We start from the raw sequence: 23,592 nt of genomic DNA, 5'->3' as shown, positions 1-23,592 counted from the left end.
AACCCCTCCCGTATGGGAGATCCTGCACTGAATTCATAGGTGCCGGAGGCAAACCCGGGGAACTGAAACATCTCAGTACCCGGAGGAAAAGACATCAACAGAGATTCCGCGAGTAGTGGCGAGCGAAAGCGGAGCAGGCCAGTGATTGTGCAAGAAGAAGCCGAACGGTCTCGAAAGGCCGGCCAGAGCGGGTGATAGCCCCGTAGGCGTAGTGTCTTGCAGGATCCTCGAGTAGGGCGGGGCACGTGAAACCCTGTCTGAACGTGGGGGGACCACCCTCCAAGCCTAAATACTCCTTGGCGACCGATAGTGCACAAGTACCGTGAGGGAAAGGTGAAAAGCACCCCGACGAGGGGAGTGAAAGAGACCTGAAACCGAGCGCCTACAAGCAGTCGGAGCACCCCAATGTTCAATCATGGGAGGTGTGACGGCGTACCTTTTGTATAATGGGTCCGCGAGTTTCTGTTGGCAGCAAGCTTAAGCCGAGAGGTGTAGGCGCAGCGAAAGCGAGTCTGATAAGGGCGCTTGAGTTGCCGGCAGAAGACCCGAAACCGAGTGATCTAGCCATGGCCAGGCTGAAGGTGGGGTAACACCCACTGGAGGGCCGAACCCACGCCTGTTGAAAAAGTCGGGGATGAGCTGTGGCTAGGGGTGAAAGGCCAATCAAACTCGGAAATAGCTGGTTCTCCGCGAAATCTATTGAGGTAGATCGTCGTCCGATTACCTTCGGAGGTAGAGCACCGGAAGGGCTAGGGGGGCCCAAAGCCCTACCAAACCCTACCGAACTCCGAATGCCGAAGAGTACAGGACGGCAGACAGACAGTGGGTGCTAAGGTCCATTGTCGAGAGGGAAACAGCCCAGACCACCAGCTAAGGCCCCCAAATCGTGGCTAAGTGGGAAAGCATGTGAGACGGCCAAAACAACCAGGAGGTTGGCTTAGAAGCAGCCATCCTTTAAAGAAAGCGTAATAGCTCACTGGTCTAATAGCTGTCTTGCGGCGAAAATGTAACGGGGCTCAAGCCACGTGCCGAAGCTGTGGATGCATGCGCAAGCATGCGTGGTAGCGGAGCGTTCCGTAGGCCTGCGAAGGCAGACCCGTGAGGGCTGCTGGAGGTATCGGAAGTGCGAATGCGGACATGAGTAGCGATAAACAGGGTGAGAACCCCTGTCGCCGAAAGTCCAAGGGTTCCTGCGCAAGGTCAATCCGCGCAGGGTGAGCCGGCCCCTAAGGCGAGGGCGAAAGCCGTAGTCGATGGGAACCAGGTGAATATTCCTGGGCCTGACAGACGTGACGGCTGCAAAGCGTTGTTGCCCCTTATCGGATTGGGGCGGCAGCCAGAGCAGCCCAGGAAACAGCGCTGTCGATAAAGACCGTACCCGAAACCGACACAGGTGGACTGGTTGAGAATACCGAGGCGCTTGAGAGAACTATGCTGAAGGAACTAGGCAAATTACTCGCGTAACTTCGGGATAAGCGAGACCCCTTCTTGCGCAAGCAAGGTAGGGTGGCACAGACCAGGGGGTAGCGACTGTTTAGTAAAAACACAGGGCTCTGCGAAATCGAGAGATGACGTATAGGGTCTGACACCTGCCCGGTGCCGGAAGGTCAAGGGGAGATGTGCAAGCATCGAACCGAAGCCCCGGTAAACGGCGGCCGTAACTATAACGGTCCTAAGGTAGCGAAATTCCTTGTCGGGTAAGTTCCGACCTGCACGAATGGTGTAACGACTTCCCCACTGTCTCCAGCATAGACTCAGCGAAATTGAATTCCCCGTGAAGATGCGGGGTACCCGTGGTCAGACGGAAAGACCCTATGAACCTTTACTGCAGCTTCGCAGTGGTGCCAGGAAGGAACTGTGTAGGATAGGTGGGAGCCATCGAAACCCGGGCGCTAGCTCAGGTGGAGGCAACCTTGAAATACCACCCTGTTTCTTTCTGGCATCTCACTGAGCCCGGTCAGCCCGGGCCAGGACCCTGCGTGGTGGGCAGTTTGACTGGGGCGGTCGCCTCCCAAAGTGTAACGGAGGCGCGCGATGGTGGGCTCAGGCCGGTCGGACATCGGCTGTTGAGTGCAAAGGCATAAGCCCGCCTGACTGCGAGCGCGACAGCGCGAGCAGAGACGAAAGTCGGCCTTAGTGATCCGGTGGTCCCGCGTGGAAGGGCCATCGCTCAACGGATAAAAGGTACTCTAGGGATAACAGGCTGATCTCCCCCAAGAGTCCACATCGACGGGGAGGTTTGGCACCTCGATGTCGGCTCATCGCATCCCGGGGCTGGAGCAGGTCCCAAGGGTTCGGCTGTTCGCCGATTAAAGCGGTACGTGAGCTGGGTTTAGAACGTCGTGAGACAGTTCGGTCCCTATCTGCCATGGGTGTTGGAGACTTGCGAGGATCTGTCCCTAGTACGAGAGGACCGGGATGGACGTACCTCTGGTGCACCGGTTGTTCCGCCAGGAGCATCGCCGGGTAGCTAAGTACGGAACGGATAACCGCTGAAGGCATCTAAGCGGGAAACCAGCCTCAAAACCAGGTCTCCCCAAGGGCCGTGGAAGACCACCACGTCGATAGGCCGCAGGTGGAAGTGCAGCAATGCATGCAGCCGAGCGGTCCTAATCGCCCGATCGAACTCCATCACTCCCCCGCCGCCGCAGTCCCCCCAACAAGGGACACCGCGCGCAGCACCAAAGCGCACCCGCTCACACACACACACACATCACACCCGAACACACATCGCCCTCCCAGCGCCGCATGCCCACACACAACAGGGCCGCCCGGCACAGATCCTCCCATCACCCAACAGCATCAGGTCGGTACATACAAATCCAAGGTTCCCATCCGGTGGCCTGGTGGCCCTAGCGAGGCTGCCACACCCGATCCCATCCCGAACTCGGCCGTGAAACGCCTCAGCGCCCATGGTACTGCGTCTCAAGACGCGGGAGAGTCGGTCGCCGCCAGGCCGCCCGATGGGAACCTCCCACACCCCCCGACCCGATCGCCGCCCACGTCACCATCACACCATCACCCAGCGCGGGGTGGAGCAGCCCGGTAGCTCGTCAGGCTCATAACCTGAAGGTCACAGGTTCAAATCCTGTCCCCGCATCCAACACCGTAAGCGAGGCCTACGGACCCTCGTGGTCTTCGCTTGACGCTGCGCCGTTTTCTTCATCGGCCCAGCGCCACGGCATGAGCTCGTCGATACGGCTGTTCGGCCAGCCGTTGACGAGGCGGGTCAGCACCTCTGTGAAGTAGCGCTGCGGATCGACGCCGTTGAGCTTGCAGGTCTCGACGAGAGAGGCGACGGCTGCCCAGCGGGCCCCGCCGTCATCGCCTGAGGCGAACAGCGCATTCTTGCGGCTGAGGCAGATCGGGCGGATGGCGCGCTCTACGGTGTTCGTGTCGAGCTCGATCCTGCCGTGCTCGAGAAACCGCACCAGGCCCTCGCGGTGGTTCAGCGCGTAGCGGATGGCCTCCGCGGTCGGGCTGCTGCCGGGCAGACGCGCGAGTTGCGTCGTCAGCCAGACGAACAGGTCCTCGACGAGGGGGCGGCTCCGCTCCTGACGGACGGCACGGCGGATATCGGGAGGTTTGCCGCGCACCTCCGCCTCGACCGCGTAGAGGGCGGCGATCCTCTGCAGCGTCTCGGCGGCGATCGGTGCGGTCTTGCCCCTGGCGAGCTCGATGAATCCCCGGCGGACATGCGACCAGCAGAACGCCAGGGTGATGCCATTGCTCGCCCCGGCGAGCGTCTTGTAGGCGCCGTAACCGTCGCACTGCAGGATCCCGCGATAGCCCGCCAGCAGATCCTTCGCGTGCTCGGCGCCACGGCCTGGCGCGTAGTGGAACACCACCGCCGGCGGGTCCGCCCCGCCCCAGGGCCGGTCGTCGCGCGCGATCGCCCAAGCGTAGCCCTTCTTCGTCTTGCCCCGCCCGGGGTCCAGCACCGGCATCGTGGTCTCGTCCGCGAACAGCTGCGGCGACGCCAGGAGTATCTCTCGCATCCGTCGGACCAGGGGGACGATCTCGAGCGCGCCCGTGCCCGTCCAGTCCGCCAGCACCTCGCGGCCGATCTCAATCCCCTGCCGCGCCAGGATCTGCGACTGGCGATACAAGGGCAGGTGGTCGGCGTAGCGCGAGACCAGGACGTGGGCGACAGTCGCCTCGGTCGGCACCCCGCCCTCGATCAGGCGGGCCGGCGCGGGTTCCTGCAGGACCACGCCGGCGCAGGACCGGCAGGCCAGCTTCGGCCGCTTCGTGACGATGACGCGGAACTTCGCGGGGATCACGTCCAGTCGCTCCGACGCATCGGCGCCGATCTCGACCAGCGGGCCCGCACAGCAGGGGCAGGCCGTCGCCTCCGGCGCCAGCACCACCTCGACGCGCGGCAGGTGGGCGGGCAGCCGGCCGCGGCCGGCCCGGCGGCGCTTGGCCCCGTTGTCGCGGAGCGTCGGTGACGCCTTGCCTGCCTCGGCCGCGTTGCCGGCCAGCGTCGCCTCGATCTCCTCGAACGCGAACAGCAGCTGGTCCTCGGGGAGCCGCTCCGACTTCGTCCCGAACTGCCGGCGCTTGAGCTTCAGCAGCAGGTGCTGCAGCCGCTCGTTCTGGCTCGCCAGCGCGTCCCGCTCGGCCACCAGCGTGTCGACCTGCGCCCGCGCCTCGAGCAGCAGCGCCCGCAGCGCCGCGGGGTCATCCGGCAGGCTCGGCGTGTCGTCGTCCGCGGCGCGCATCACGTGCCGATTCTATGCAGGCGCGCTCGGCGTGGGAATCTCCCTCACCGCCCCGACGCGGCGCCAATCGATGCCGTCGAACAGCGCCGAGAGCTCCAGCGGCGTCAGACGAACCACGCCATCCACGATCGCTGGCCAGCGGAACGCGCCGCCCTCCAGCTGCTTCCAGACAAGGACGAGGCCGCTCCCGTCCCAGATCAGGATCTTGATGCGGTCGGCACGGCGCGAGCGGAATACCAGCACCGCGCCCGAGAAGGGATCAGCGCCCAGCACCTCCGCTGCCAGCGCAGCCAGGCTGTGCGCACCCTTGCGGAAGTCCACGGGCTTCGTGGCCAGCAGGATCCGCGCTCCAGCCGGCGGTGCGATCATGCGGCCGATGCCCGGATCGCGCGCAGCACCGTCATCAGGAGGTCCGCGTCCGTGCCAGGCACGGCACGCAGAACGGCGCCGGCCAGTTCGACTTCGATCGGGGGCGAGGAACATGCCCGCGTGGCCATCGGCTCGGGTGTCGCTAGCGGCATCGCCGGCACAATTGGCACGAAGTCCAGCGGCGCCACCGCGGTGCGCCGCATCTCCCGCCGCCATGTGAACACCTGCTGCGAACTGGCCTGCCAGCGCCGCGCCACCTCAGCCACGACCGCACCCGGCTCCAGCGTCTCCGCCACGATCCGCGCCTTGTCGTCGTCCGACCACTTCCGGCGACGGCCAGGCCCCGTCAGGACCTCGACCCGCCGGTAGCCGCCATCCTTCGCGTCATCGCTAATGTCGACCATAATGTCGGCCCGAAGCTCCTTGCTCCACGCCGACCCAGCACGTTCACCGCCCGCGCCGGAAGATGGGCCTCGTCGCCGCGCTTACCCAACACCCCCCCCCCACACACAAGCACGCAACATACCCCCGTACGCGCGGCCAGGGGGTGTCGTCTTGCGTTTAGCGTGGGCGGAAAGGACCTTAAACATCCTCTCGCACGCGACGCCGTATCATCAATTTCTGCAATCGCGGTAGACGGTCTCCGATCCGCCGCAGCTTCACTTGGGGCCGCGGGGGAATGGCCAGCTTCGCGCCTTCGGGGCCACGTTGCAGCATCAGCACCCGATGATGAAAGAACTCCAGTCCAGGCCTATGGCCGATGGAAATCAGCGATGAATCCGGCAGTTCCTCGATCAGCATGCGCATCATCGCGTTCTGGTTCTCCTCATCAAGGGCTGCGGTCGCCTCGTCCATGAAGATCCAGCGCGGCCTCTGGATGAACAGGCGTGCGAATGCCAGACGCTGTTGCTCGCCCAGACTCAGCAATTGATCCCAGCGTTCCACCTGATCGAGCCGCTCGCAAAGCTTGCTCAGCCCTACGCGCCGCAAGGCCACGCGACTGACCTCATCATTGGCCTTCTCCGCGCCCAGGGGATAGGCCAGGGCATTCCGTAACGATCCGAGTGGCAGGTAGGGACGTTGCGGCATGAAGATGGTGCTCTCGGACGGCGGCATGCGGATCTCGCCGCTTCCCCAAGGCCAGACACCAGCGAAAGCACGGAACAGCGTGCTCTTGCCTGTCCCTGATTCCCCCTTGATCAACACGCGCTCACCAGCCCGTATCTCGCCGGAGGCTTCAGCGATCACCACGGAGCCATCGGCGAAGGCCACCTGTACATCGCGGAAGGAAAGGCTTTCGGCTTCCTGGCCTGCCCGGGCGATGCTGCGCGCGATCACCGGGTTCTCGGGGCGTGACACCATCCCCTCCACCTGCTTCAACGCTTCGTTGAAGGTAAGAAGCCGCTCGACGCTGCTGCGCCATTCGGCGAGGCGCGGAAAATTGTCCACGAACCAGTTCAGCGACGATTGCACCGAACCGAAGGCGGAGCCGATCTGCATCAGCCCGCCCAGAGTGATCGCGCCGGAGAAATAGGACGGCGCCGCGACCACGGTCGGAAAGACATAGGTCAGCATTCCATAGGCGCTCGTCAGCCACATCAGGCGGCGCTGGCTCTGCATCAGAGCCTTCACCGCCGCGACCGTATGAGCGAAGATTCCATCGAGTGACCGTCTCTCGTCGCGCTCTCCGCCGATCAGTGCGATGCCTTCGCTGTTTTCCCGCGCCCGCACCAGGCTGAAGCGGAAATCCGCCTCGCGCGACGCACGATGGAAATTCAGCATCACCATTGGCCGCCCGACGAGATAGGTGAGGGCGGATCCCACCACCGCATAGATCAGCGCTGCCCAGACCATGTAGCCGGGGATCACGACATCGCGTCCGAGGAGCGTGAGATAGAGCGGCCCGGAAATCGTCCAGAGAATACCGATGAAGGCGATCAGCATCACCACGGCGTTGAAGATGCCGGTTGCAAAATCCAATGCCATCTCCGTGGCGGCACGGACATCCTCGGCGATGCGTTGGTCTGGATTGTCCGCGCCCCCCGCCTTCTCCATCTGGTAGTGCCGCGCGTCGGTCATCCAGGACGCGACCAGCTTCCGCGTCAGCCACTGCCGCCAGCGGAGCTGCGTAAGCTGCTTCACATAGAGCTGGTAGACCGCCGTCACCATCGAGGCGATGGCCAGCAGCAGGAAGAGCCACATCTGCCAGAAGAAGGCATCCCGGTCGCGATTCTCCAGCGCGTTGAAGAAATCACGGTTCCAGAGGTTGAAGCGGATCTGGATCAGGATCTGCAGCAGCGTCAGCACGAAGAGGCCCAGTACCATCCAGCGCGCGGAACGCTCCTGCCAGAAGTAGGCGCCGGACAGTTTCAGGAAGCCGCGCAACGCACCGGTCTGGATCTGCACCTCGCGGGTGCGTGGATTCACGGACGTTTCTCCGCGGAGCCGGGCAGGGGACCGAGCGCCGCTAGGTTATCGCCGACACGTTCGGCATCCACCGCCCGGCCATGCTCGCCACTGACGCCACGGCCGGAGGCGGCGATTTCCCGTCCCACCGTGAGCCGATCTCCCATGAACTCCGCGATGCTGGGCGGCAGGCGGATCACCATCCCGTCCTGCAGGATAACCCCCATGCTGTCGCCCTGCGGCGTGTAGAGAGGTGCCACGATCTGGCCGGAGACCTCGACCTCCTGCTGACCGGAACGATAGGCGCCGATACCCCAGCTTGGCCGCTCCACGAAGCGGGGCTTGGCGTTGGTGTCCTTGGCCCAGGCCAGCATGATGATCACCGGCGCCTTGCGTGCCCGGATGCCCCAGACGACGATGCTCTGCCCTGGCTCGATCTTGCGAGCCACCTCGCTGCCGACAGGGCCGGGCAGGATGATTTGCGGCCCCTCGCGGAACAGCAGCCGGTCGATCTTGCCCTCGGGATTCAAGAGGTAGCGCTCGACCACCCCCGTGAAGGAGGGAAGCTGGGTGGGATCGAACCACAGCCTTCCATCCTCCGTGCTGGACGGTGTGACACTGCCGCCTGACTGGCTGCCGCGGCTGGCCTCCTGCGCCGGCGCAGCCCCGGTGGCCAAGCCACCGAGGGCGAGCACCAGAAAGGGGGCCGGCCGCCACACGTCACACCCAGCCGCGTCCCGCGACCAGCGAGATCAGGAAGAGCACGAGGAAGATGACGAAGAGGATCTTGGCGATGCCGCTGGCGGCGGAGGCCACGCCGCCGAAGCCCAGCACGCCGGCGACCAGCGCAATGATCAGAAAGATAACCGTCCAGTAAAGCATGGCAATGTTCCTCAACCTTGCGGTCGGTGAACGTGCGCCCCCAAGGCCAGTTGCCGAGCATTCTTCGGAAGCTCCGGCCGTGTTCCGCGCGTCACGGCCAGACCCATTCCCAGGCGGCGGGCGGCGGGGGAACCCTCTCCGCCCTCATGCCTGGACGATGCCCCCGGCGGCGCTCTGCCATCCGCCAGGTGGAAAAGGGATCAGCTGAGCCGGACGCCGCCGGACACGGCCTGGTAGGTGGCGATGGCCAAGGCCACCGGCTCGAAAGGCTTGCTGATGATAAAGGCCGGCTCCAGCCGTTCCGCCGTGAGCAGACGCTCCGGATAGGCGGTGACGAAGATGACCGGGATCTTCTGCTCGCCGAGGATACGCTCCACCGCCGTGATTCCGTCCCCGCCGGGCCCCAGATTCACATCTGCGAGGATCAGGCCGGGACGCAGCGACCGGGCCAGTTCCACCGCCTCCGTCTCGTCGGAGGCCATGCCGACCACATGGTGGCCGCAGCCTTCCACGAGCTGGCGGATGTCCATGGCGATGATCGGCTCGTCCTCGATCACCAGCACATCGGTCGCGGCCGTGGCCCGGAGAACGGAATGCGCCGCCTCCAGCTCCGCTTCCGCTTCCGGCTGTTCCATGCCGACAACCAGGGCCGCATCACGAATCGGCAGATCCTCCAGAGCGGTGAGGAGCAGAAGCTGCCGCTGGCGCAGGCCCATCGTGCCGCCACCCCTCTCGCCACCCTGCTGGCCTTCGCCCTCCGCGACCCTGGCGGTCACGCCCGCATAAAGAGCCAGGTGGCCCGGCACCTGCGGCAGCCCCGCGCGCAGCGCCTCCGCCACCAGCCTGTCGCCCGCCTCCTGCCCTCCCGCGAGAGCGCGTGCATAGCGCCGTGCGTAGGGCAGGGCCCGGAGAAGCTCCCCCTGCGTGACAGCGTTCATCGTGCTACTCCCTCACCGGCGCCGCTTCCGCGCCTTCGACCGAAGACAAGAATGGACCAACTCAGCACCGATTTCCGCGCCGGTCTCGCACAGCTTCTTCCCGATCTGCGTGCCTTCGGAAGATTCCTGGCACGCGACGTCTCCGTCGCTGACGATCTGGTCCAGGAAGCCCTAGTTCGGGCACTGAGGGCGGAAACGCAATGGCAGGCCGGAACAAGCTTGCGTGCGTGGAGTTTCAGCATCTTGCGCAATGTTTTCTACGAGACCCGCCGTCGCGGCGCGAGCGAGCGGCGGGTGCTGGAGGCCGTGCGGCCGGAGGAAGAGGAGCGTGCGGAGGGCGGCCAGCATGCCCGCCTGGAAGTCGCCGGACTGGACCATGCCCTGGCCGGCCTGCCGGCGGAACAGCGCGAGGCGCTGGTGCTGATCGGAGCCCTGGGCTTTTCCTATGAGGAGGCTGCCGGAATTGCGGGCGTGGCGGTGGGCACGCTGAAGGCCCGCGTCTCACGCGCCCGTGTCCGGCTGGCAGCCAGCTTCGCCCCGCAGGAGAAGGAGGATTGACCTCCTAACTTATTGAATCCGAGGCGAAACATAAAAAACCAGAAAATCGCCTCCCTGGCGGCAACCGATTTTCGAGCTCGTGCATTGATCCCGTGAAGGCCGGATTTTCCCGGCCACGATATGCGGAGTAGCGAGATGAGCCAGACCGCCGACATCCAGACCGCGACGTACGAAGGTGAGTTCAACTTCCACGACCTGCTCACCACCACATTGCCGCGGCTCCGGGTGCAAGCCCTGGCACTGACGCGTAACCGTGCCGATGCGGACGATCTGGTGCAGGCCGCCGTGACCTCAGCCCTGGCGGCACGCCATTCCTTCACTCCCGGCACCAACTTCGGCGCCTGGATGTTCCGCATCCTGCGCAACCGCTTCATCTCCGACATCCGCCGCAAGCGTGAGACGGCGGATCTGGATGATGTGCCGAGCAGCGCCTTTGCCCGCCCGGGCGCGCAGGAAGACAGCCTCGTAATGCGCGAGTTGCGCATCCACATGGCCCGCCTGCCGGTTGAGCAGCGTACCGCCCTGGTGATGGTGACGGTGCAGGGCATGTCCTATGAAGAGGTTGCGGCGGCGATGAACTGCGCCGTCGGCACCGCGAAGTGCCGCGTCTTCCGCGCCCGCCAGACCCTGCAGCGCTGGCTGACCGGTGAGGAGCGTGGTAGCAGCAATCGCACTGCGACGAATCGTGCGGTGGCCCAGCCGCGCCGCGGCGCCTCGGGCAAGAGCCGCGCTTTCCTGGCGGTCGATGAAGGGGATCGGGCAACCATCTTCGGTTAATGGACGGAAAACCGAAAAAAAAGGGACGTCCCATGCCGCTGGCCGGTCGGGGGCCTGATGAAGTCGGCCGGCACTCGGAGAGTGCCCCCGATGCAGCCTTCAACAAGTGGCTTCAGATGGGCTTGCACACCATGTTCGATGATGTGGCGAGCGAGCCGATTCCCGAGGATCTGCTGAAGCTGATCGAGAGGGATCGAGAAAAGTGACCGGCAGGCCCGTCCCGCCAAGGCGCGCGGGGCGGGTCGTTGGCTTCCTGGCGGGCATCAGGGGCCGCATGACAGCCTTGCTCATGGCGGCTGGCGTGCCCGTGCTCGTAATCGCCGCCACCAATGCCATGCAGGGACGCGAGGCAACCTTCGAGGAAGCCTCGCGCCGCCTTGCAACCCAGCGAGAGCTTGTGCTGGTGCAGGCCGCCGCCAAGGTCGATGGCATGACGGCCATGCTGCAATCCCTGTCGCGCATCGACCTTCCGCGTGCGGGTTCCAGCGAGGACTGCGCAAGCGAGTTGCGCCGCGTCCTGGACCTCTATCCCGGTCGGTATGCCAATCTCTGGATTTCCGACGGGCAGCACGACCGCATCTGCTCTGCCATTCCGGAAGCGAGCACCGCAATGCCGCCGCGCGACCGGATCAGTGCCGCCCTGCTCAACGGACTTCCGGCCTTCGGTGACATCATCCCGGCGGATGGTGGCCAGCATGCCAGGCTTCCCTTCGCCCTGGCGCTGTCACGCCCCTCCGGCCAACCCCGCGTGCTGGTAGGCGGTACGCTGTTGCTGAGCAGCTTCCTGCGCCCCGGCCTCTATCCCGTCCCCGGTCAGTTCTCCTGGCTGGTGGACGGGCAGGGGGAGGTGGTTCCCTTGCAGGGCGGAGAGGCGAACCTCGCGCCGCGCAACCTTTCCGTGCTGAACCCGCCGGACAGTGTCGTGCAGGCCACCGCACGCAGCGGCGCGGAGATGTCCTATGCCGTCGCACCCTTCGGTCCCGGCTTGCGGATCGTGGTGGGGCAGGCCTACGAGCCGGTCCGCGCCACCGCCTGGAGTACGCTGCTGCAAAGGCTGGCGGAGCTTTCCGCCTTCCTCCTGGCCTGCCTGGTGGCGATCGTGGTGGGTGCCGATCTCGGTCTGGTGCGCCCGTTGCATTCGCTGACGGAGCGGGTGAAGCGCTGGCGTCCCGGCATGGTCTTCGAACGGGCGCCTACCGGCATCGAGCCGCGTGAGGTGATCGAGCTCGAGCAGGCCTTCGACGACGCGACACGGGCCCTGGCGGCACGGGAAACGGATCTCGTCGATGCGCTGGACCAACGCGATGCGCTGATGGCCGAGATCCATCACCGGGTGAAGAACAACCTACAGATCGTCTCGTCGCTGCTGAACCTCCAGGCCAACCGCATCCGCGATTCGAAGGTGCAGGCGGAGTTCCGGGCGGCGCGAGACCGGGTGCGCGCCATCGCGACGCTGCACCGCTACCTCTACACGCAGCAGTCCTTCGAGGCGATCGCGCTGCGTCCTTTCCTGGAGGAGCTGGCGACTCAGCAGTTCTCCTCGCAGGGGGAGGCCGCCGGCGAAAGGCTGCGGCTGCGGATCGAGGCGGAGGGGGACCTGCGGATCTCCACCGACCAAGCGGTGACGGTGGCGCTCTTCGTGACCGAGGCGGTCAGCAACGCCGTCGCCCATGCCTTTCCGGGCGAGGCCACCGGCACCATCACCGTGCGCGTCACGCAGGAAGGCTCGGACGTGATCCTCGATGTCCAGGATGACGGCATCGGCCTTCCCGTCAGCGAGGCGGCGCCACGCGGCCTGGGCCTGGGCCTGCAACTCCTGGATGGCTTCGCCCGCCAGCTCGGCGGGCGGCTGTTGCGGGAAAGCGGTCCCGGCACCTGCTGGCGCGTCCGCTTTCCGCTGCGCGAACGCGCGGCTCCGGCCCGCAATCCGGGGGACCGGCCACGCCGGGCTGCCTGAACACCGCTTCGGACGTGGCCAGGCAGCCCCCGCTGGAGGAGACCCGTCATGGCCGTCCGACCACAGCTTCCTGCCCTCGCGCGGTGTGGCCTCGCCAAGCGGCAACCGGTCCCGCAACGTGACGTTGCGAACTCGACCGTATGACCACAGGAGACGACGATGCCAGAGCAGTCCCAGCCCGGCCCGGAGGCCAGGGCACAGGTGGAGGCCACGGCCTCCGACGCGCGTGCCCAGATCGCCGACCTGCGCCGCAAGGTGGAGGGGCTCCTCGCCGAGCGCACCGATTCGCTGAACCGCGGCGTGGACCGGGTGGAAGCCTATGCCGGGGATGTCGCCGAGTCGGTGCAGTACCGCTACGACGACTTCCAGGAACGTGTGCGCGAGCGGCCGGTGACCGCGCTGCTGATCGCGGTGGCCATCGGCTATGCCGTCGCGCGGCTGACGGGGCGCTGAGATGATGCTCCGCGCGCTCCGTCTCGTAGGCATGGCGGCCCAGGCCGAAAGCCGCCGCCTGAAGGTACAGGCCGGCAGCAAGATCAACCAGCTGCTCTACTGGCTGATCGCCGCCGTCTTCGGCTGCGCCGCCTTCGTCATGCTGCATATCCTGATCTACAACTTCGCCTTCTTCCACGCCGGGGCGGTGGGCGCGGCGGCGATCCTGCTGGCGATGGATCTGGTGGTGGCGCTGGTCCTGGCGCTGCTCGCCTCGCGCGGCGGCCATTCCAATGCGGAGATCGAGGCGCGGGCGGTGCGCGATGTCGCGCTGTCCGGCGCGGCGGAGGAAGTCTTTCTCGGCGTGGCCCGCAAGAGTGCGCCCATCGCGGTGCTGGGCGGAATCCTGCTGACCCTGCTGCGCCGCCGCTGAGGCCTGGGCCGCGAAGCCTGCCGCTTCTGCGGCGGGTTTCGCGGCGCCCGGCACCGCGTGGCTTGCCCGAGCCTCGCGGACGGCATTTGACCGTTGCGCCCTTGACCGGGAGGATGCGCCGGACCCAGCCCCGGCGTCGCCCCGCCAAGACGATCCTGGCTGGAATGAAGGCGCGGCGCCCTCCGGGTGGCTGGCAAGGAGATGGACATGGCCGAGTATCCCTTCACCGCCGCGGATCTGGACGCCCTGCGGCAATGGGACACGCCCACCATCTGCAACGCGCTGGAACTGGTGGTGCCGCACCGGCGCGGCTACGGCTTCACCATCCGCCCGCTGGTCGCCTCCGACCCGGCGCTGAGGCCGGTCTGCGGGCTGGCCCGCACCGCGACGATCCGCGCCGCCTCGCCCTCCGGCCGCACGCGGGAGGTGGACCGCGCCGCCCGGCTCGGCTGGTACGAGTATGTCGCGGATTCGGCGATGCCCACCGTGGTGGTGATCCAGGACCTCGACGACACGCCCGGGACGGGTGCCTTCTGGGGCGAGGTCCATACCAATGTGCACAAGTCCCTGGGTGCGCTGGGTGTCGTCACCAACGGCTCGATCCGCGACCTCGACACCGCCGCCTCGGACTTCCAGATGCTGGCGGGGGTGGTGAACCCCTCCCATGCCTATGTGCATATCGTGCAGTACGGGCAGGAGGTCTCGGTGCATGGCATGGCCGCCCACCACGACGCGGTGGTGCATGCCGACCGGCACGGCGCCGTGGTCGTGCCGCATGACGCGGTGACCAAGCTGCCTGCCGCGATTGAACTCTGCATGCGCCGCGAGGCGGTGGTGCTGGACCTGTGCCGCTCGCGCGACTTCTCCGTGGCGGCCCTGAAGGAAGCCCTCTCCAAGGCCGACGAGATCCACTGACCGTCCGCTCCCCAGGCCGGGAGGGGTGCTGCGCTTCGACGTCGCAGCCTGTGGCCGGCCCCGGGTGGAGCCTTGCCCACAAGGACAAGGCAGCCCAGTGCCTTCCACCCACGTCAGGCGCGCCGGAATTCCAGCACGCGTGACCGGTGCGAGGCGAGGCGCAGGCGCCCCTCGCCCACGGGGTAGAAGCAGATCCGCATCGTCGAGCCGTTATGCGTGCGGGAAGCCAGGGCGCGGCCGCCCGGCAGCGGCGTCAGCGTGACGCGCGGACCGGGAATGCCGGGCAGCTCGGCGCTGCCATCGGCCCGGATGCTCAGCCGTGCGCCGTAGGCCTCGTCCCGCCATTCGCCGGCCAGGGATGGGTCCAGCGCCAGGCCCGGCGGCACCGGCAGGAGGTGCTGCGCCATGCGGCCGACATGTCCGCGCAGGGTGCCATCCGCTTCGGCGCGCAGGCTCGCTTCCAGATAGGCGGGCAGGGTCCGCACCCTCCCGGCGCCATCCGCGAAAAGACGGTCCGTGGTGCCCATGAAGGTGATGGTGTCGTCCGCGGCCTCGGCCCAGAAGGGGCCGCTCTCCGCGGCATAGAGGCCGGCGGGCAGGCGGGCGGCGACGGGCAGGGCGCGCCCGGTCCAGGCCGAGACGATGCGGAGGGCGTTCCAGAGCGGGTCCGCATCCTCACGGTTGCAGAGCACCACCACGCCCAGGCCGAGCGAGGGAGAAAGGAGGATGTGGTCCTTGTAGCCGGGCAGGGAGCCGCCATGGCCGAAGAGCGGCACGTCGCTGGCCAGGTCGGGGGCGTTCAGGCCCAGGCGGTAGAAGCCACCCAGCGGCTCCCGCGCCGAAGTCAGGCGCACGAGCATTCCTTCCAGCGGCCCGTGTCCGGTCATCAGCGCCGCGCCCCAGAGGGCCAGGGTGGCGGCGCTGCCCGCCAGCCCGCCAGAGGGCGAATATTGCAGCCCGTAGCGGCCGCGGCGCCATTCGCTGCCGTCGTGCCAGTATCCCGTGGCGAGGTCGGCGACCGGCTCGGACTCGTCCTCGGGAAAACGAATCGCCTCCAGCCCAAGCGGGCGCAACAGCCGCTCGCGCAGCAGTTCCGCGTAGGAGCGCCCGCGCTGCTCCGGAAAGATGTGCTGCACCAGCCGGTAGCCCGTGTTGGTGTAGGTCATTTCCGCGCCAGGGACGCCATTGATGCCGGGCAGGCGGCGGATGGCGTCGAAGGCTTCCGCCCGCGTGATCGAGGCGGAGGAGGGCAGGCCCGCCAGGGACAGCGTCTCCATCAGGTCCGGAAGGCCGCCGGTCATGTCCAGCGCCTGGCCCAGCGTGACGCCGCCCACGGCCTCCGGCAGTTCCGCCACGAGCGATCCCAGCGGCGCGGCAAGGTCCAGCCCTTCCAGCAGCACGGTGGCGGTGCAGAACTGCTTGCTGATGGAAGCCCAGCGGTTTGGCGTGTCGGGCGTGAAGGGCGTGCGGGTTTCCAGCGAGGCGAAACCGCCGCCGAAGCCTTCCAGCACCCCGTCCGGCCCGAACAGCACGATGGCACCGCCGGGCCCCCCGGCCTCGGTCCAGCCTTGGGCGATGGCGCGGGCTTCCCCGGCGGCTCGGCGTGGGTCCAGGGCGATCATGCGGCGACTCTCCTTGACGCGTCGGCACGCATGGCGGGCCGGCATGGGCGCCGCGTCAAGCGGGGGCGGGGCGTCACCGGGGGGGAACGGGCTTGGCAGCGGCTGGGCCTTGCGCCATCCACGCCCGGCCATGCCCGATGCCGACGCCCTTTCCCCGGACCGCGCCCTGCTCCGCTTGCCGGAGGAGGCACTGCTGCCCTCCTATGCGGCGGCGCTCGCCGAAGGCCTCGTACCGGACGGCGGAGGCCTGCCGCCGGAGAAGGGGCTGATGGCCCATCTCCGCTCGCTGAACGACCCGGAGACCCCGGTGCGCCTGCCGGATGGCGGCTTCACGCGGAAAGTGCCGGGCACGCATTTCTGGCTGGCCGCCGGCGACATGTTCATCGGCACGGTGAACTGCCGCTACGCACTCACTCCCTATCTGCGCCGCCGCGGCGGCCATGTCGGCTATGCTGTCCGGCCCGGCCTGCGGGGGCGGGGTTTCGCCACGCGCGGCCTTGCCCTGGCCCTGGCGCATATGCGGGAGCGTGGTTTCGAGCGGGTGCTGCTGACCTGCCGCTCCGACAACACCCCCTCCCGCCGCGCCATCGAGCGGGCTGGGGGCATGCTGGAGGACGAGGCGCCGGATGCGGTGAGCGGCGAGCTGGTCCGCCGCTACTGGATCGCGCTGCGCGCCGTGCCCGCCCTTCCGCCGCCGGGCGGGCAGCCGGAAGTGCTTGACCCGGGGCCGGGGGCGGCGTAGAGGCCCCCGTACCCGGGACATGTCCCGCAACCCGGTCGGCTGCCCCGTGCGGCCGGCTCCGTCGCTCCGCGAAGGCTCGCGCAGCGGCGCGAACGGCATTGGAGTTTCGACCGCCGCATGTTCGAGGCGCTGTCAGGCAGGCTGAATGGGGTGTTCGACCGGCTGCGCCGGCGTGGCGCCCTGTCCGAGGCCGACGTGGCGGAAGCGCTGCGCGAGGTCCGCGTGGCGCTGCTGGAGGCCGACGTCGCCCTGCCGGTGGCGCGCGACCTCATCAACAAGGTCCGCGAGCGTGCCGTCGGGGTGGAGGTCATCAAGTCCGTTTCCCCGGCGCAGCAGGTCGTCAAGATCGTCCACGACGTGCTCGTGGAGGCCCTGGGCGGCGGTGAGGGCGACGACGGCAAGCGCGGCATCGACATCGCCGCGCCCGCGCCCGTCGCCATCCTGATGGTCGGCCTGCAGGGTTCGGGCAAGACCACCACCTCTGGCAAGATCGCGCTGCGGCTGCGCTCGCGCGAGCGCAAGAAGGTGCTGCTGGCCTCGCTGGACGTGCACCGCCCCGCCGCGCAGCTGCAGCTGGAGACGCTGGCGAAGCAGGCCGAGGTCGGCTCGCTGCCGATCGTCGCCGGGCAGGGGCCGCTGGAGATCGCCGCCCGTGCCCTCGATACGGCACGGCGCGAGCTCTACGACGTCGTCATCCTCGACACCGCCGGCCGCCTGGCCATCGACGAGGCCCTGATGGCCGAGGTCGCCCAGGTCAAGGCCATGGCGAAGCCGCACCAGACGCTGCTGGTGGTGGACGCCATGACCGGCCAGGACGCGGTGAACACCGCCCGCGCCTTCCAGGAGAAGGTGGGCGTCAACGGCATCGCCATGACCCGCGTGGACGGCGACGCCCGTGGCGGCGCGGCGCTGTCCATGCGCAGCGTCACCGGCGCGCCGATCCGCCTGCTGGGCGCTGGCGAGAAGCTGGACGCGCTGGAGGATTTCCATCCCGACCGCATCGCCAGCCGCATCCTCGGCATGGGCGACATCGTCTCGCTGGTGGAGCGTGCGGCGGAAACGATCGACCGCGAGCAGGCCGAGAAGCTGGCCGCGAAGATGCAGAAGGGTCAGTTCGACCTGGAAGACTACGCGAACCAGCTCAGGCAGATCGGCAAGATGGGCTCGCTCTCCGGCATCCTCGGGATGCTGCCCGGCATCGGCAAGATGAAGGCGCAGCTGGAGAACGCCAATCTCGACCAGTCGATCCTGAAGCGCCAGGCGGCGATCATCTCCTCCATGACCGTGAAGGAGCGCCGCAAGCCGGAGATCATCAAGGCGTCGCGCAAGAAGCGCATCGCCGCCGGCTCTGGCGTGACGGTCCAGGAAGTGAACCGGCTGCTCAAGCAGTTCGACGACATGTCCGCGATGATGAAGCGGATGAACAAGCTCGGCCAGAAGGGACTGATGCGCGGGGGGCTTTCCGCCCTGCTGCCCGGTGCCGGTGGCCGACGGCCCTTCTAACCCTTTCCAAAGCTGTACTGAGAGGACCTCATGGGACTTAAGATCCGCCTCGCCCGCGCGGGCGCCAAGAAGCGCCCCTACTACCACATCGTGGTGGCCGACAGCCGCTCGCCGCGCGACGGCCGCTTCATCGAGAAGCTGGGCTCCTACAACCCGATGCTGCCGGCCGACCATGCCGAGCGCATCCGCCTGCACGACGAGCGCATCGCCCATTGGCTGAGCCAGGGCGCGCTGGCCACCGACCGCGTGGCGAAGTTCCTCGGCAAGGCCGGCCTGGCCCCGATGCCCGAGTTCCGCGAGCAGCCGAAGCAGTCTGCGCCGAAGAAGAAGGCGCAGGAGCGCGCCGCCGCGGCCGCCGCGAACGGCTGATCCTGGCGAACGGCACTCCCTGAGGCACACCGATGGACGCGAAGCGTATCCTGGTGGGCGAGTTCGGCCGGCCCCATGGCGTGAGGGGGCTGCTGCGACTGCGCTCCTTCACCGAGGCGCCGGAGGCGATCGCCGCCTATGGCACGCTGACCGACGAGAGCGGCCAGCGCAGCTTCGCCTTCGAGGTGCTTCCGGGCGGCCTGGCGCGCGTGCGCGGGGTGAACGACCGGGATGCCGCCGCGCGGCTGACCGGAGTGAAGCTCTACGTGCTGCGGGAGGCCCTGCCGCCGACCGATGAGGACGAGTTCTACCTGTCCGACCTGATCGGCCTCTCGGCCGTGGGCGAGGACGGGACGGTGCTCGGCCGCGTCATGTCGGTGGAGGACTTCGGTGGCGGTGCCTTCCTGACCCTGCGCGACGCAAAGGGCCGGGACCGGGAGATCCCCTTCACCCGTGCCTGCGTGCCGGTGGTGGATCTCGCCGCGGGACGCTGCACGGTGGTGCCGCCGGAGGAGATCGTGGTGCAGCCCGAGAATGCTTCGGAGAAGGACGAGGGGGAGGCCGCATGAGCTGGCGCGCCACCATCCTGACCCTCTTCCCCGAGATGTTCCCGGGCACGCTGGGCCATTCCCTGGCCGGCCGCGCGCTGGAACGGGGCGACTGGAGCCTGGAGGCGCGGCAGATCCGCGAGTTCGGCACCGGGCGCCACCGCAACGTAGACGACACGCCCTTCGGCGGCGGCGCCGGCATGGTGATGCGGCCGGACGTGATCGACGCGGCCTGCGGTTCCGTCATGGCGGAGGGCGGCGAGCGGCCGCTGCTCTACATGACGCCGCGCGGGCAGCTGCTCGACCAGGCCCTGGTCCGCGAACTGGCCGCCGGGCCGGGGGTGGTCGTGCTCTGCGGCCGCTACGAGGGGCTGGACCAGCGTGTCATCGAGGCGCGCGCGATGACCGAGGTTTCGGTCGGCGACTATGTCCTGTCCGGCGGCGAGCCGGCAGCCATGGTCCTGCTCGATGCCTGCGTCCGGCTGCTGCCGGGTGTCATGGGGGCCAGCGAGAGCGGGGAGGAGGAATCCTTCTCGCACGGCCTGCTGGAATACCCGCACTACACCCGCCCGGCCGAATGGAACGGCCGCCGCGTGCCTGACGTGCTGCTTTCCGGCCACCACGCCGAGGTCGCATCCTGGCGCGCGGCGCAGTCCGAGGCCGCCACACGCCTGCGCCGCCCGGACCTCTGGGCCCGCCACACAGCATTCGTGGAAGCGCCCGACGCTTCCCAGATCAACGGTTAAGACGAGGACAACACAGATGAACCTGCTTCAGCAGTTCGACGCGGACCAGAAGGCCCGCCTGACCGCGAGCCGCACCACCCCGGCCTTCCAGGCCGGCGACACGGTGCGCGTGATGGTGAAGGTGGTCGAGGGCGAGCGCACCCGCACTCAGGCCTATGAGGGCGTCGTGATCGCGCGCTCCAACAAAGGCCTGCACAGCAACTTCACCGTCCGCAAGCTGTCCTATGGCGAGGGCGTGGAGCGCGTCTTCCCGCTGTACTCCCCGAACGTGGCGGAGATCACCGTGGTTCGCCGCGGCAAGGTGCGCCGCGCCAAGCTGTACTACCTGCGTGGCCGGACCGGTAAGTCCGCCCGCATCGCCGAGCGCACCATGACCCGCGAGACCGCCGCGCCGGCGGCGGCGCCCGCGCCGGCCGCACCGGCGGAGGCCACTCAGGGCTGAGCCCTCGCAAGGCCCGCTCCGGCAACGGTGCGGGCCTTTTTTGACTGCAGGAGGATCGCACGATGTCGGCAACCAAGCCGCGCACGCTGTTCGACAAGATCTGGGACGCGCACGTCGTCGAGACGCTGCCCGACGGTACGGCGCTCCTCTACATCGACCGGCACCTTACCCATGAGGTGACGTCGCCGCAGGCCTATGAGGGCCTCCGCCAGGCTGGCCGCAAGGTGCGCCGCCCGGATGCGACGATCGCCGTGGTGGACCACAACGTTCCCACCGACGCGACCCGCTTCACCGGCGTGAACGAGGCCGAGAGCGCGTTGCAGATCGCGACGCTGGAAAAGAACGTCAAGGAATTCGGCGTCCCCTACATTCCGCTCTCCGACAAGCGGCAGGGGATCGTCCATATCATCGGCCCGGAGCTGGGCCTGTCCCTGCCGGGCATGACCATCGTCTGCGGCGACAGCCACACCTCCACCCACGGCGCGATGGGCGCGCTGGCCTTCGGCATCGGCACCTCGGAGGTCGAGCACGTGCTCGCCACGCAGACGCTGCTGCAGAAGCCGGCGAAGAACATGCGCATCACCGTGGACGGCACGCTGGGCTTCGGCGTGACCGCCAAGGACGTGATGCTGGCCATCATCGGCAAGATCGGCACCGCCGGCGGCACCGGCCATGTCATCGAGTTCGCGGGCGAGGTGATCCGCAACCTCGACATGGCGGGCCGCATGACGATCTGCAACATGTCGATCGAGGCGGGTGCCCGCGCCGGCATGGTGGCCCCGGACGAGACCACCTTCGCCTATGTGGCCGAACGCCCGATGGGGCCGAAGGGCGAGGCGCTGGAGCGCGCGATCCAGTACTGGCGCACGCTCCCCTCCGATCCGGAGGCGCATTTCGATGCCGAGGTCGTGCTGGACGGCAATGCCATCGCGCCGCAGGTCACCTGGGGCACCTCGCCGGAAACGGTGGTGCCGGTGACCGGCCGCGTGCCCGACCCGGCCGGGCAGGCGGACGAGGCCAAGCGCGCGCAGATGCAGCGCATGCTGGACTACATGGGCCTCGCCGCGAACATGCCGATGCAGGAGGTGAAGATCGACGCGGTCTTCCTTGGCTCCTGCACCAATGGACGCATCGAGGACATCCGCGCCGCGGCCGAGGTGCTGAAGGGCCGCAGGATCGCCCCTGGCGTGCGCGCCATGGCGGTGCCGGGCTCCGGCCTGGTGAAGGAGCAGGCGGAGCGGGAGGGTCTGGACAAGATCCTGATCGAGGCCGGCTTCGAATGGCGCGAGGCGGGCTGCTCCATGTGCCTGGGCATGAACCCGGACAAGCTGAAGCCCGGCGAGCGCTGCGCCTCCACCTCGAACCGCAACTTCGAGGGGCGGCAGGGTCCTGGCGGGCGCACCCATCTGCTGAGCCCGGCCATGGCGGCCGCCGCGGCCGTCACAGGCCGCCTGACCGACGTGCGGGAGATCATGCGCTGATGCAGCCTTTCACGACGCTCACCGGTATCGCCGCGCCGCTGCCGCTGGCCAATGTCGATACCGACATGATCATCCCGGCGCGCTTTCTGAAGACCATCGCGCGCACGGGACTCGGCAAGAGTGCCTTCGCCAACATGCGCTACGCGCCCGATGGCAGCGAGAAGCCGGATTTCGTGCTCAACCAGGAGCCCTATCGCAAGGCCGAGATTCTTATCGCCTTCGAGAATTTCGGCTGCGGCTCCTCGCGCGAGCACGCGCCCTGGGCGCTGCTGGATTTCGGCATCCGCTGCGTCATCGCGCCGGACTTCGCCGACATCTTCCACAACAACTGCTTCAAGAACGGCATCCTGCCGGTGCGCCTGCCGCATGCCGTCTGCGAGAAGCTGATGGAAGACGCGAAGCTGGGCGGCAATGCCCGGCTGACCGTCGATCTCGCACGCCAGGTGGTGATCCGGCCGGATGGGGAGGAAATCTCCTTCAACGTGGACCCGCTTCGTAAACATCTGTTGTTGAATGGCCTGGACGATATCGGCCAGACCATGGAGCATGCCTCCGCGATCGACGCCTTCGAGACGCGGAAGCGCGCTGCACAACCCTGGATGTTTGGGACGGGAACTACTCTTTGATGACGGCCAACAAGAAGATCCTGGTTCTGCCGGGCGACGGCATCGGCCCCGAGGTGATGCGTGAGGTCCGCCGTGTCATCGACTGGATGAACCGCCGCCGCACCGCCTCCTTCACCGTGGAGGAAGGGCTGGTCGGCGGCGCCGCCATCGAGGCGGAAGGGACGCCCTGTTCCGACGAGACGGTGGCCCGGGCCAGGGAGGCGGATGCCGTGCTCTTCGGCTCCGTCGGCGGGCCGAAGTGGGACAGCCTGCCCTTCGAGCAGCGTCCGGAGCTCGGCATCCTGCGGCTGCGCAAGGAGCTGGGCCTCTTCGCCAACCTGCGCCCCGCCACGGTGCTGGCGCCGCTGGCCAGCGCCTCCTCGCTGAAGGCCGAGATCGTCAGCGGCCTCGACATCATCATCGTGCGCGAGAGCACGGGCGGCATCTATTTCGGCGAGCCGCGCGGCATCGAGGTGATGCCGGACGGCAAGCGCCGCGGCGTGGACACCGAGGTCTATACCGAGGACGAGATCGCCCGCGTGGCGCGCGTGGCCTTTGAGCTGGCGCGCAGCCGCGGCCGCAAGGTCACGAGCGTCGAGAAGGCGAATGTCATGCAGACCGGCCGCCTGTGGCGCGGCGTGGTCGGGGAGGTGGCGAAGGCCGAATTCCCCGATATCGAGCTGCAGAACATGTATGCCGACAACTGCGCCATGCAGCTCGCCTCGAATCCGAAGCAGTTCGACGTGATCCTGGCCGGCAACCTGTTCGGCGACGTGCTGTCGGACCTGGCGGCGGCGCTGACCGGCTCGCTCGGCATGCTGCCTTCCGCCACGCTGGGCGCGCCGGATGCCTCCGGACGGCGCCACGCGCTCTACGAGCCGATCCATGGCTCCGCGCCGGACATCGCCGGCAGGGGCATCGCGAATCCCTGTGCGCAGATGCTGTCCTTCGCGATGCTGCTGCGCTGGAGCTTCGGCATGGAGGAGGATGCGGCGCTGATCGAGCAGAGCATCAACAACGTGCTGACCGGCGGCCTGCGCACCGCCGACATCATGTCGCCCGGCACGGCCCGCGTGGGCACCTCCGTGATGGGCGACGCCATCCTGCGTGAGCTGGACAAGCTGGCGGGCTGACACGGCCCGG

General features: G+C 67.7%; 24 protein-coding genes, 1 tRNA gene and 2 rRNA genes (1 of these 27 cut by a window edge). 19 read left to right on the top strand and 8 right to left on the bottom strand.

Going from position 1 to position 23,592, the window contains the following annotated elements:
* The 3 genes from CTJ15_RS09875 to CTJ15_RS09865 form a co-directional block, all read left to right on the top strand.
* Window positions 1-2,635 (top strand): 23S ribosomal RNA (locus tag CTJ15_RS09875) (it extends 125 nt beyond the left edge of the window).
* A gap of 207 nt (window positions 2,636-2,842) precedes the next feature.
* Window positions 2,843-2,957, top strand: a 5S ribosomal RNA gene (gene rrf / locus CTJ15_RS09870).
* Between the two features lie 69 nt (window positions 2,958-3,026).
* A tRNA-Met gene (locus CTJ15_RS09865) sits at window positions 3,027-3,103 on the top strand.
* A 16-nt stretch (window positions 3,104-3,119) separates the two neighbouring features.
* Here the strand turns inward: CTJ15_RS09865 and CTJ15_RS09860 are convergent.
* The 7 genes from CTJ15_RS09860 to CTJ15_RS09830 all read right to left on the bottom strand — a co-directional run bounded on the left by CTJ15_RS09860 (window position 3,120) and on the right by CTJ15_RS09830 (window position 9,319).
* On the bottom strand, window positions 3,120-4,724 hold the full coding sequence (locus CTJ15_RS09860; RefSeq protein WP_099781525.1) for an IS66 family transposase: 1,605 nt from the start codon (window positions 4,722-4,724) through the stop codon (window positions 3,120-3,122).
* A 12-nt stretch (window positions 4,725-4,736) separates the two neighbouring features.
* Window positions 4,737-5,093 (bottom strand): IS66 family insertion sequence element accessory protein TnpB, encoded by a 357-nt coding sequence (gene tnpB, locus CTJ15_RS09855; RefSeq protein WP_075821545.1) that lies wholly within the window; start codon window positions 5,091-5,093, stop codon window positions 4,737-4,739.
* On the bottom strand, window positions 5,090-5,497 hold the full coding sequence (locus CTJ15_RS09850) for a transposase (RefSeq protein WP_075821546.1): 408 nt from the start codon (window positions 5,495-5,497) through the stop codon (window positions 5,090-5,092). Before CTJ15_RS09850 ends, tnpB begins: the two co-directional genes overlap by 4 nt.
* A 178-nt stretch (window positions 5,498-5,675) precedes the next feature.
* A complete protein-coding gene (locus tag CTJ15_RS09845; protein ID WP_058389794.1) occupies window positions 5,676-7,520 on the bottom strand; it encodes an ABC transporter ATP-binding protein/permease in 1,845 nt (614 codons plus the stop codon).
* Window positions 7,517-8,194 carry a hypothetical protein gene (locus CTJ15_RS09840; protein ID WP_139323257.1) on the bottom strand — a complete coding sequence of 226 codons (678 nt, stop codon included), beginning with the start codon at window positions 8,192-8,194 and terminating at the stop codon, window positions 7,517-7,519. Before CTJ15_RS09840 ends, CTJ15_RS09845 begins: the two co-directional genes overlap by 4 nt.
* 25 nt (window positions 8,195-8,219) lie before the next feature.
* Window positions 8,220-8,381, bottom strand: coding sequence for a DUF1328 domain-containing protein (locus tag CTJ15_RS09835; protein WP_019462915.1), 162 nt, complete (start codon window positions 8,379-8,381; stop codon window positions 8,220-8,222).
* A gap of 200 nt (window positions 8,382-8,581) precedes the next feature.
* On the bottom strand, window positions 8,582-9,319 hold the full coding sequence (locus CTJ15_RS09830) for a PhyR family response regulator anti-anti-sigma factor (RefSeq protein WP_058389796.1): 738 nt from the start codon (window positions 9,317-9,319) through the stop codon (window positions 8,582-8,584).
* 51 nt (window positions 9,320-9,370) lie between these two features.
* Here CTJ15_RS09830 and CTJ15_RS09825 point away from each other — a divergent pair, with 51 nt between their 5' ends.
* The 7 genes from CTJ15_RS09825 (at window position 9,371) to CTJ15_RS09800 (ending at window position 14,391) form a co-directional block, all read left to right on the top strand.
* On the top strand, window positions 9,371-9,877 hold the full coding sequence (locus tag CTJ15_RS09825) for a sigma-70 family RNA polymerase sigma factor (RefSeq protein WP_099781524.1): 507 nt from the start codon (window positions 9,371-9,373) through the stop codon (window positions 9,875-9,877).
* A gap of 135 nt (window positions 9,878-10,012) precedes the next feature.
* A complete protein-coding gene (locus CTJ15_RS09820; RefSeq protein WP_019462912.1) occupies window positions 10,013-10,654 on the top strand; it encodes a sigma-70 family RNA polymerase sigma factor in 642 nt (213 codons plus the stop codon).
* Between the two features lie 32 nt (window positions 10,655-10,686).
* Complete coding sequence (locus CTJ15_RS24335; protein ID WP_019462911.1) at window positions 10,687-10,860, top strand: NepR family anti-sigma factor; 174 nt, start codon at window positions 10,687-10,689, stop codon at window positions 10,858-10,860.
* A gap of 68 nt (window positions 10,861-10,928) precedes the next feature.
* Window positions 10,929-12,611, top strand: a complete 1,683-nt coding sequence (locus CTJ15_RS09815) for a sensor histidine kinase (RefSeq protein WP_083755381.1) — start codon at window positions 10,929-10,931, stop codon at window positions 12,609-12,611.
* A gap of 159 nt (window positions 12,612-12,770) precedes the next feature.
* Window positions 12,771-13,064, top strand: coding sequence for a hypothetical protein (locus CTJ15_RS09810; protein WP_075821548.1), 294 nt, complete (start codon window positions 12,771-12,773; stop codon window positions 13,062-13,064).
* 4 nt (window positions 13,065-13,068) lie between these two features.
* Window positions 13,069-13,476, top strand: a complete 408-nt coding sequence (locus CTJ15_RS09805) for a hypothetical protein (RefSeq protein WP_151904044.1) — start codon at window positions 13,069-13,071, stop codon at window positions 13,474-13,476.
* A gap of 207 nt (window positions 13,477-13,683) precedes the next feature.
* Window positions 13,684-14,391, top strand: coding sequence for an RraA family protein (locus CTJ15_RS09800; protein ID WP_075821550.1), 708 nt, complete (start codon window positions 13,684-13,686; stop codon window positions 14,389-14,391).
* Window positions 14,392-14,504: 113 nt separating this feature from the next.
* On the opposite strand, the gene CTJ15_RS09795 is transcribed toward CTJ15_RS09800, so the two are convergent.
* On the bottom strand, window positions 14,505-16,013 hold the full coding sequence (locus CTJ15_RS09795; RefSeq protein WP_075821551.1) for a serine hydrolase: 1,509 nt from the start codon (window positions 16,011-16,013) through the stop codon (window positions 14,505-14,507).
* 130 nt (window positions 16,014-16,143) lie between these two features.
* On the opposite strand from CTJ15_RS09795, the gene CTJ15_RS09790 reads away from it, so the two are divergent.
* The 9 genes from CTJ15_RS09790 to leuB all read left to right on the top strand — a co-directional run bounded on the left by CTJ15_RS09790 (window position 16,144) and on the right by leuB (window position 23,582).
* Window positions 16,144-16,755 (top strand): GNAT family N-acetyltransferase, encoded by a 612-nt coding sequence (locus CTJ15_RS09790; RefSeq protein ID WP_193009662.1) that lies wholly within the window; start codon window positions 16,144-16,146, stop codon window positions 16,753-16,755.
* A gap of 117 nt (window positions 16,756-16,872) precedes the next feature.
* A complete protein-coding gene (gene ffh / locus CTJ15_RS09785) occupies window positions 16,873-18,258 on the top strand; it encodes a signal recognition particle protein (RefSeq protein WP_019462904.1) in 1,386 nt (461 codons plus the stop codon).
* 30 nt (window positions 18,259-18,288) lie between these two features.
* Complete coding sequence (gene rpsP, locus CTJ15_RS09780) at window positions 18,289-18,627, top strand: 30S ribosomal protein S16 (RefSeq protein WP_019462903.1); 339 nt, start codon at window positions 18,289-18,291, stop codon at window positions 18,625-18,627.
* A gap of 32 nt (window positions 18,628-18,659) precedes the next feature.
* Window positions 18,660-19,196, top strand: a complete 537-nt coding sequence (rimM, locus tag CTJ15_RS09775; protein ID WP_019462902.1) for a ribosome maturation factor RimM — start codon at window positions 18,660-18,662, stop codon at window positions 19,194-19,196.
* Window positions 19,193-19,921 (top strand): tRNA (guanosine(37)-N1)-methyltransferase TrmD, encoded by a 729-nt coding sequence (gene trmD / locus CTJ15_RS09770; RefSeq protein WP_019462901.1) that lies wholly within the window; start codon window positions 19,193-19,195, stop codon window positions 19,919-19,921. Before rimM ends, trmD begins: the two co-directional genes overlap by 4 nt.
* Before the next feature lie 16 nt (window positions 19,922-19,937).
* Entirely contained in the window at window positions 19,938-20,363 is a 426-nt protein-coding gene (gene rplS, locus CTJ15_RS09765) for a 50S ribosomal protein L19 (RefSeq protein WP_019462900.1), read from the top strand.
* A gap of 62 nt (window positions 20,364-20,425) precedes the next feature.
* A complete protein-coding gene (gene leuC / locus CTJ15_RS09760; protein ID WP_099781522.1) occupies window positions 20,426-21,844 on the top strand; it encodes a 3-isopropylmalate dehydratase large subunit in 1,419 nt (472 codons plus the stop codon).
* On the top strand, window positions 21,844-22,470 hold the full coding sequence (leuD, locus tag CTJ15_RS09755) for a 3-isopropylmalate dehydratase small subunit (RefSeq protein ID WP_019462898.1): 627 nt from the start codon (window positions 21,844-21,846) through the stop codon (window positions 22,468-22,470). The genes leuC and leuD overlap by 1 nt, the downstream gene beginning before the upstream one ends.
* A complete protein-coding gene (gene leuB, locus CTJ15_RS09750; protein ID WP_019462897.1) occupies window positions 22,470-23,582 on the top strand; it encodes a 3-isopropylmalate dehydrogenase in 1,113 nt (370 codons plus the stop codon). Before leuD ends, leuB begins: the two co-directional genes overlap by 1 nt.
* Window positions 23,583-23,592 lie beyond the last annotated feature (10 nt).

Source organism: Roseomonas sp. FDAARGOS_362 (genome assembly GCF_002754815.1).
In the GTDB taxonomy this organism is placed as follows: Bacteria; Pseudomonadota; Alphaproteobacteria; order Acetobacterales; family Acetobacteraceae; genus Roseomonas; species Roseomonas mucosa.
The sequence above is the reverse complement of the archived record's forward strand: the minus strand, read 5'-3'. Positions and strand labels throughout refer to the sequence as shown.

Bases quoted from the DNA above. Each gene is read 5' to 3' on its own strand.
- CTJ15_RS09860 (WP_099781525.1), bottom strand. From the start codon at position 4,724: ATGCGCGCCGCGGACGACGACACGCCGAGCCTGCCGGATGACCCCGCG.
- tnpB (WP_075821545.1), bottom strand. From the start codon at position 5,093: ATGATCGCACCGCCGGCTGGAGCGCGGATCCTGCTGGCCACGAAGCCC.
- CTJ15_RS09850 (WP_075821546.1), bottom strand. From the start codon at position 5,497: ATGGTCGACATTAGCGATGACGCGAAGGATGGCGGCTACCGGCGGGTC.
- CTJ15_RS09835 (WP_019462915.1), bottom strand. From the start codon at position 8,381: ATGCTTTACTGGACGGTTATCTTTCTGATCATTGCGCTGGTCGCCGGC.
- CTJ15_RS09830 (WP_058389796.1), bottom strand. From the start codon at position 9,319: ATGAACGCTGTCACGCAGGGGGAGCTTCTCCGGGCCCTGCCCTACGCA.
- CTJ15_RS09825 (WP_099781524.1), top strand. From the start codon at position 9,371: ATGGACCAACTCAGCACCGATTTCCGCGCCGGTCTCGCACAGCTTCTT.
- CTJ15_RS09820 (WP_019462912.1), top strand. From the start codon at position 10,013: ATGAGCCAGACCGCCGACATCCAGACCGCGACGTACGAAGGTGAGTTC.
- CTJ15_RS24335 (WP_019462911.1), top strand. From the start codon at position 10,687: ATGCCGCTGGCCGGTCGGGGGCCTGATGAAGTCGGCCGGCACTCGGAG.
- CTJ15_RS09815 (WP_083755381.1), top strand. From the start codon at position 10,929: ATGACAGCCTTGCTCATGGCGGCTGGCGTGCCCGTGCTCGTAATCGCC.
- CTJ15_RS09810 (WP_075821548.1), top strand. From the start codon at position 12,771: ATGCCAGAGCAGTCCCAGCCCGGCCCGGAGGCCAGGGCACAGGTGGAG.
- CTJ15_RS09805 (WP_151904044.1), top strand. From the start codon at position 13,069: ATGCTCCGCGCGCTCCGTCTCGTAGGCATGGCGGCCCAGGCCGAAAGC.
- CTJ15_RS09800 (WP_075821550.1), top strand. From the start codon at position 13,684: ATGGCCGAGTATCCCTTCACCGCCGCGGATCTGGACGCCCTGCGGCAA.
- CTJ15_RS09795 (WP_075821551.1), bottom strand. From the start codon at position 16,013: ATGATCGCCCTGGACCCACGCCGAGCCGCCGGGGAAGCCCGCGCCATC.
- CTJ15_RS09790 (WP_193009662.1), top strand. From the start codon at position 16,144: ATGCCCGATGCCGACGCCCTTTCCCCGGACCGCGCCCTGCTCCGCTTG.
- ffh (WP_019462904.1), top strand. From the start codon at position 16,873: ATGTTCGAGGCGCTGTCAGGCAGGCTGAATGGGGTGTTCGACCGGCTG.
- rpsP (WP_019462903.1), top strand. From the start codon at position 18,289: ATGGGACTTAAGATCCGCCTCGCCCGCGCGGGCGCCAAGAAGCGCCCC.
- rimM (WP_019462902.1), top strand. From the start codon at position 18,660: ATGGACGCGAAGCGTATCCTGGTGGGCGAGTTCGGCCGGCCCCATGGC.
- trmD (WP_019462901.1), top strand. From the start codon at position 19,193: ATGAGCTGGCGCGCCACCATCCTGACCCTCTTCCCCGAGATGTTCCCG.
- rplS (WP_019462900.1), top strand. From the start codon at position 19,938: ATGAACCTGCTTCAGCAGTTCGACGCGGACCAGAAGGCCCGCCTGACC.
- leuC (WP_099781522.1), top strand. From the start codon at position 20,426: ATGTCGGCAACCAAGCCGCGCACGCTGTTCGACAAGATCTGGGACGCG.
- leuD (WP_019462898.1), top strand. From the start codon at position 21,844: ATGCAGCCTTTCACGACGCTCACCGGTATCGCCGCGCCGCTGCCGCTG.
- leuB (WP_019462897.1), top strand. From the start codon at position 22,470: ATGACGGCCAACAAGAAGATCCTGGTTCTGCCGGGCGACGGCATCGGC.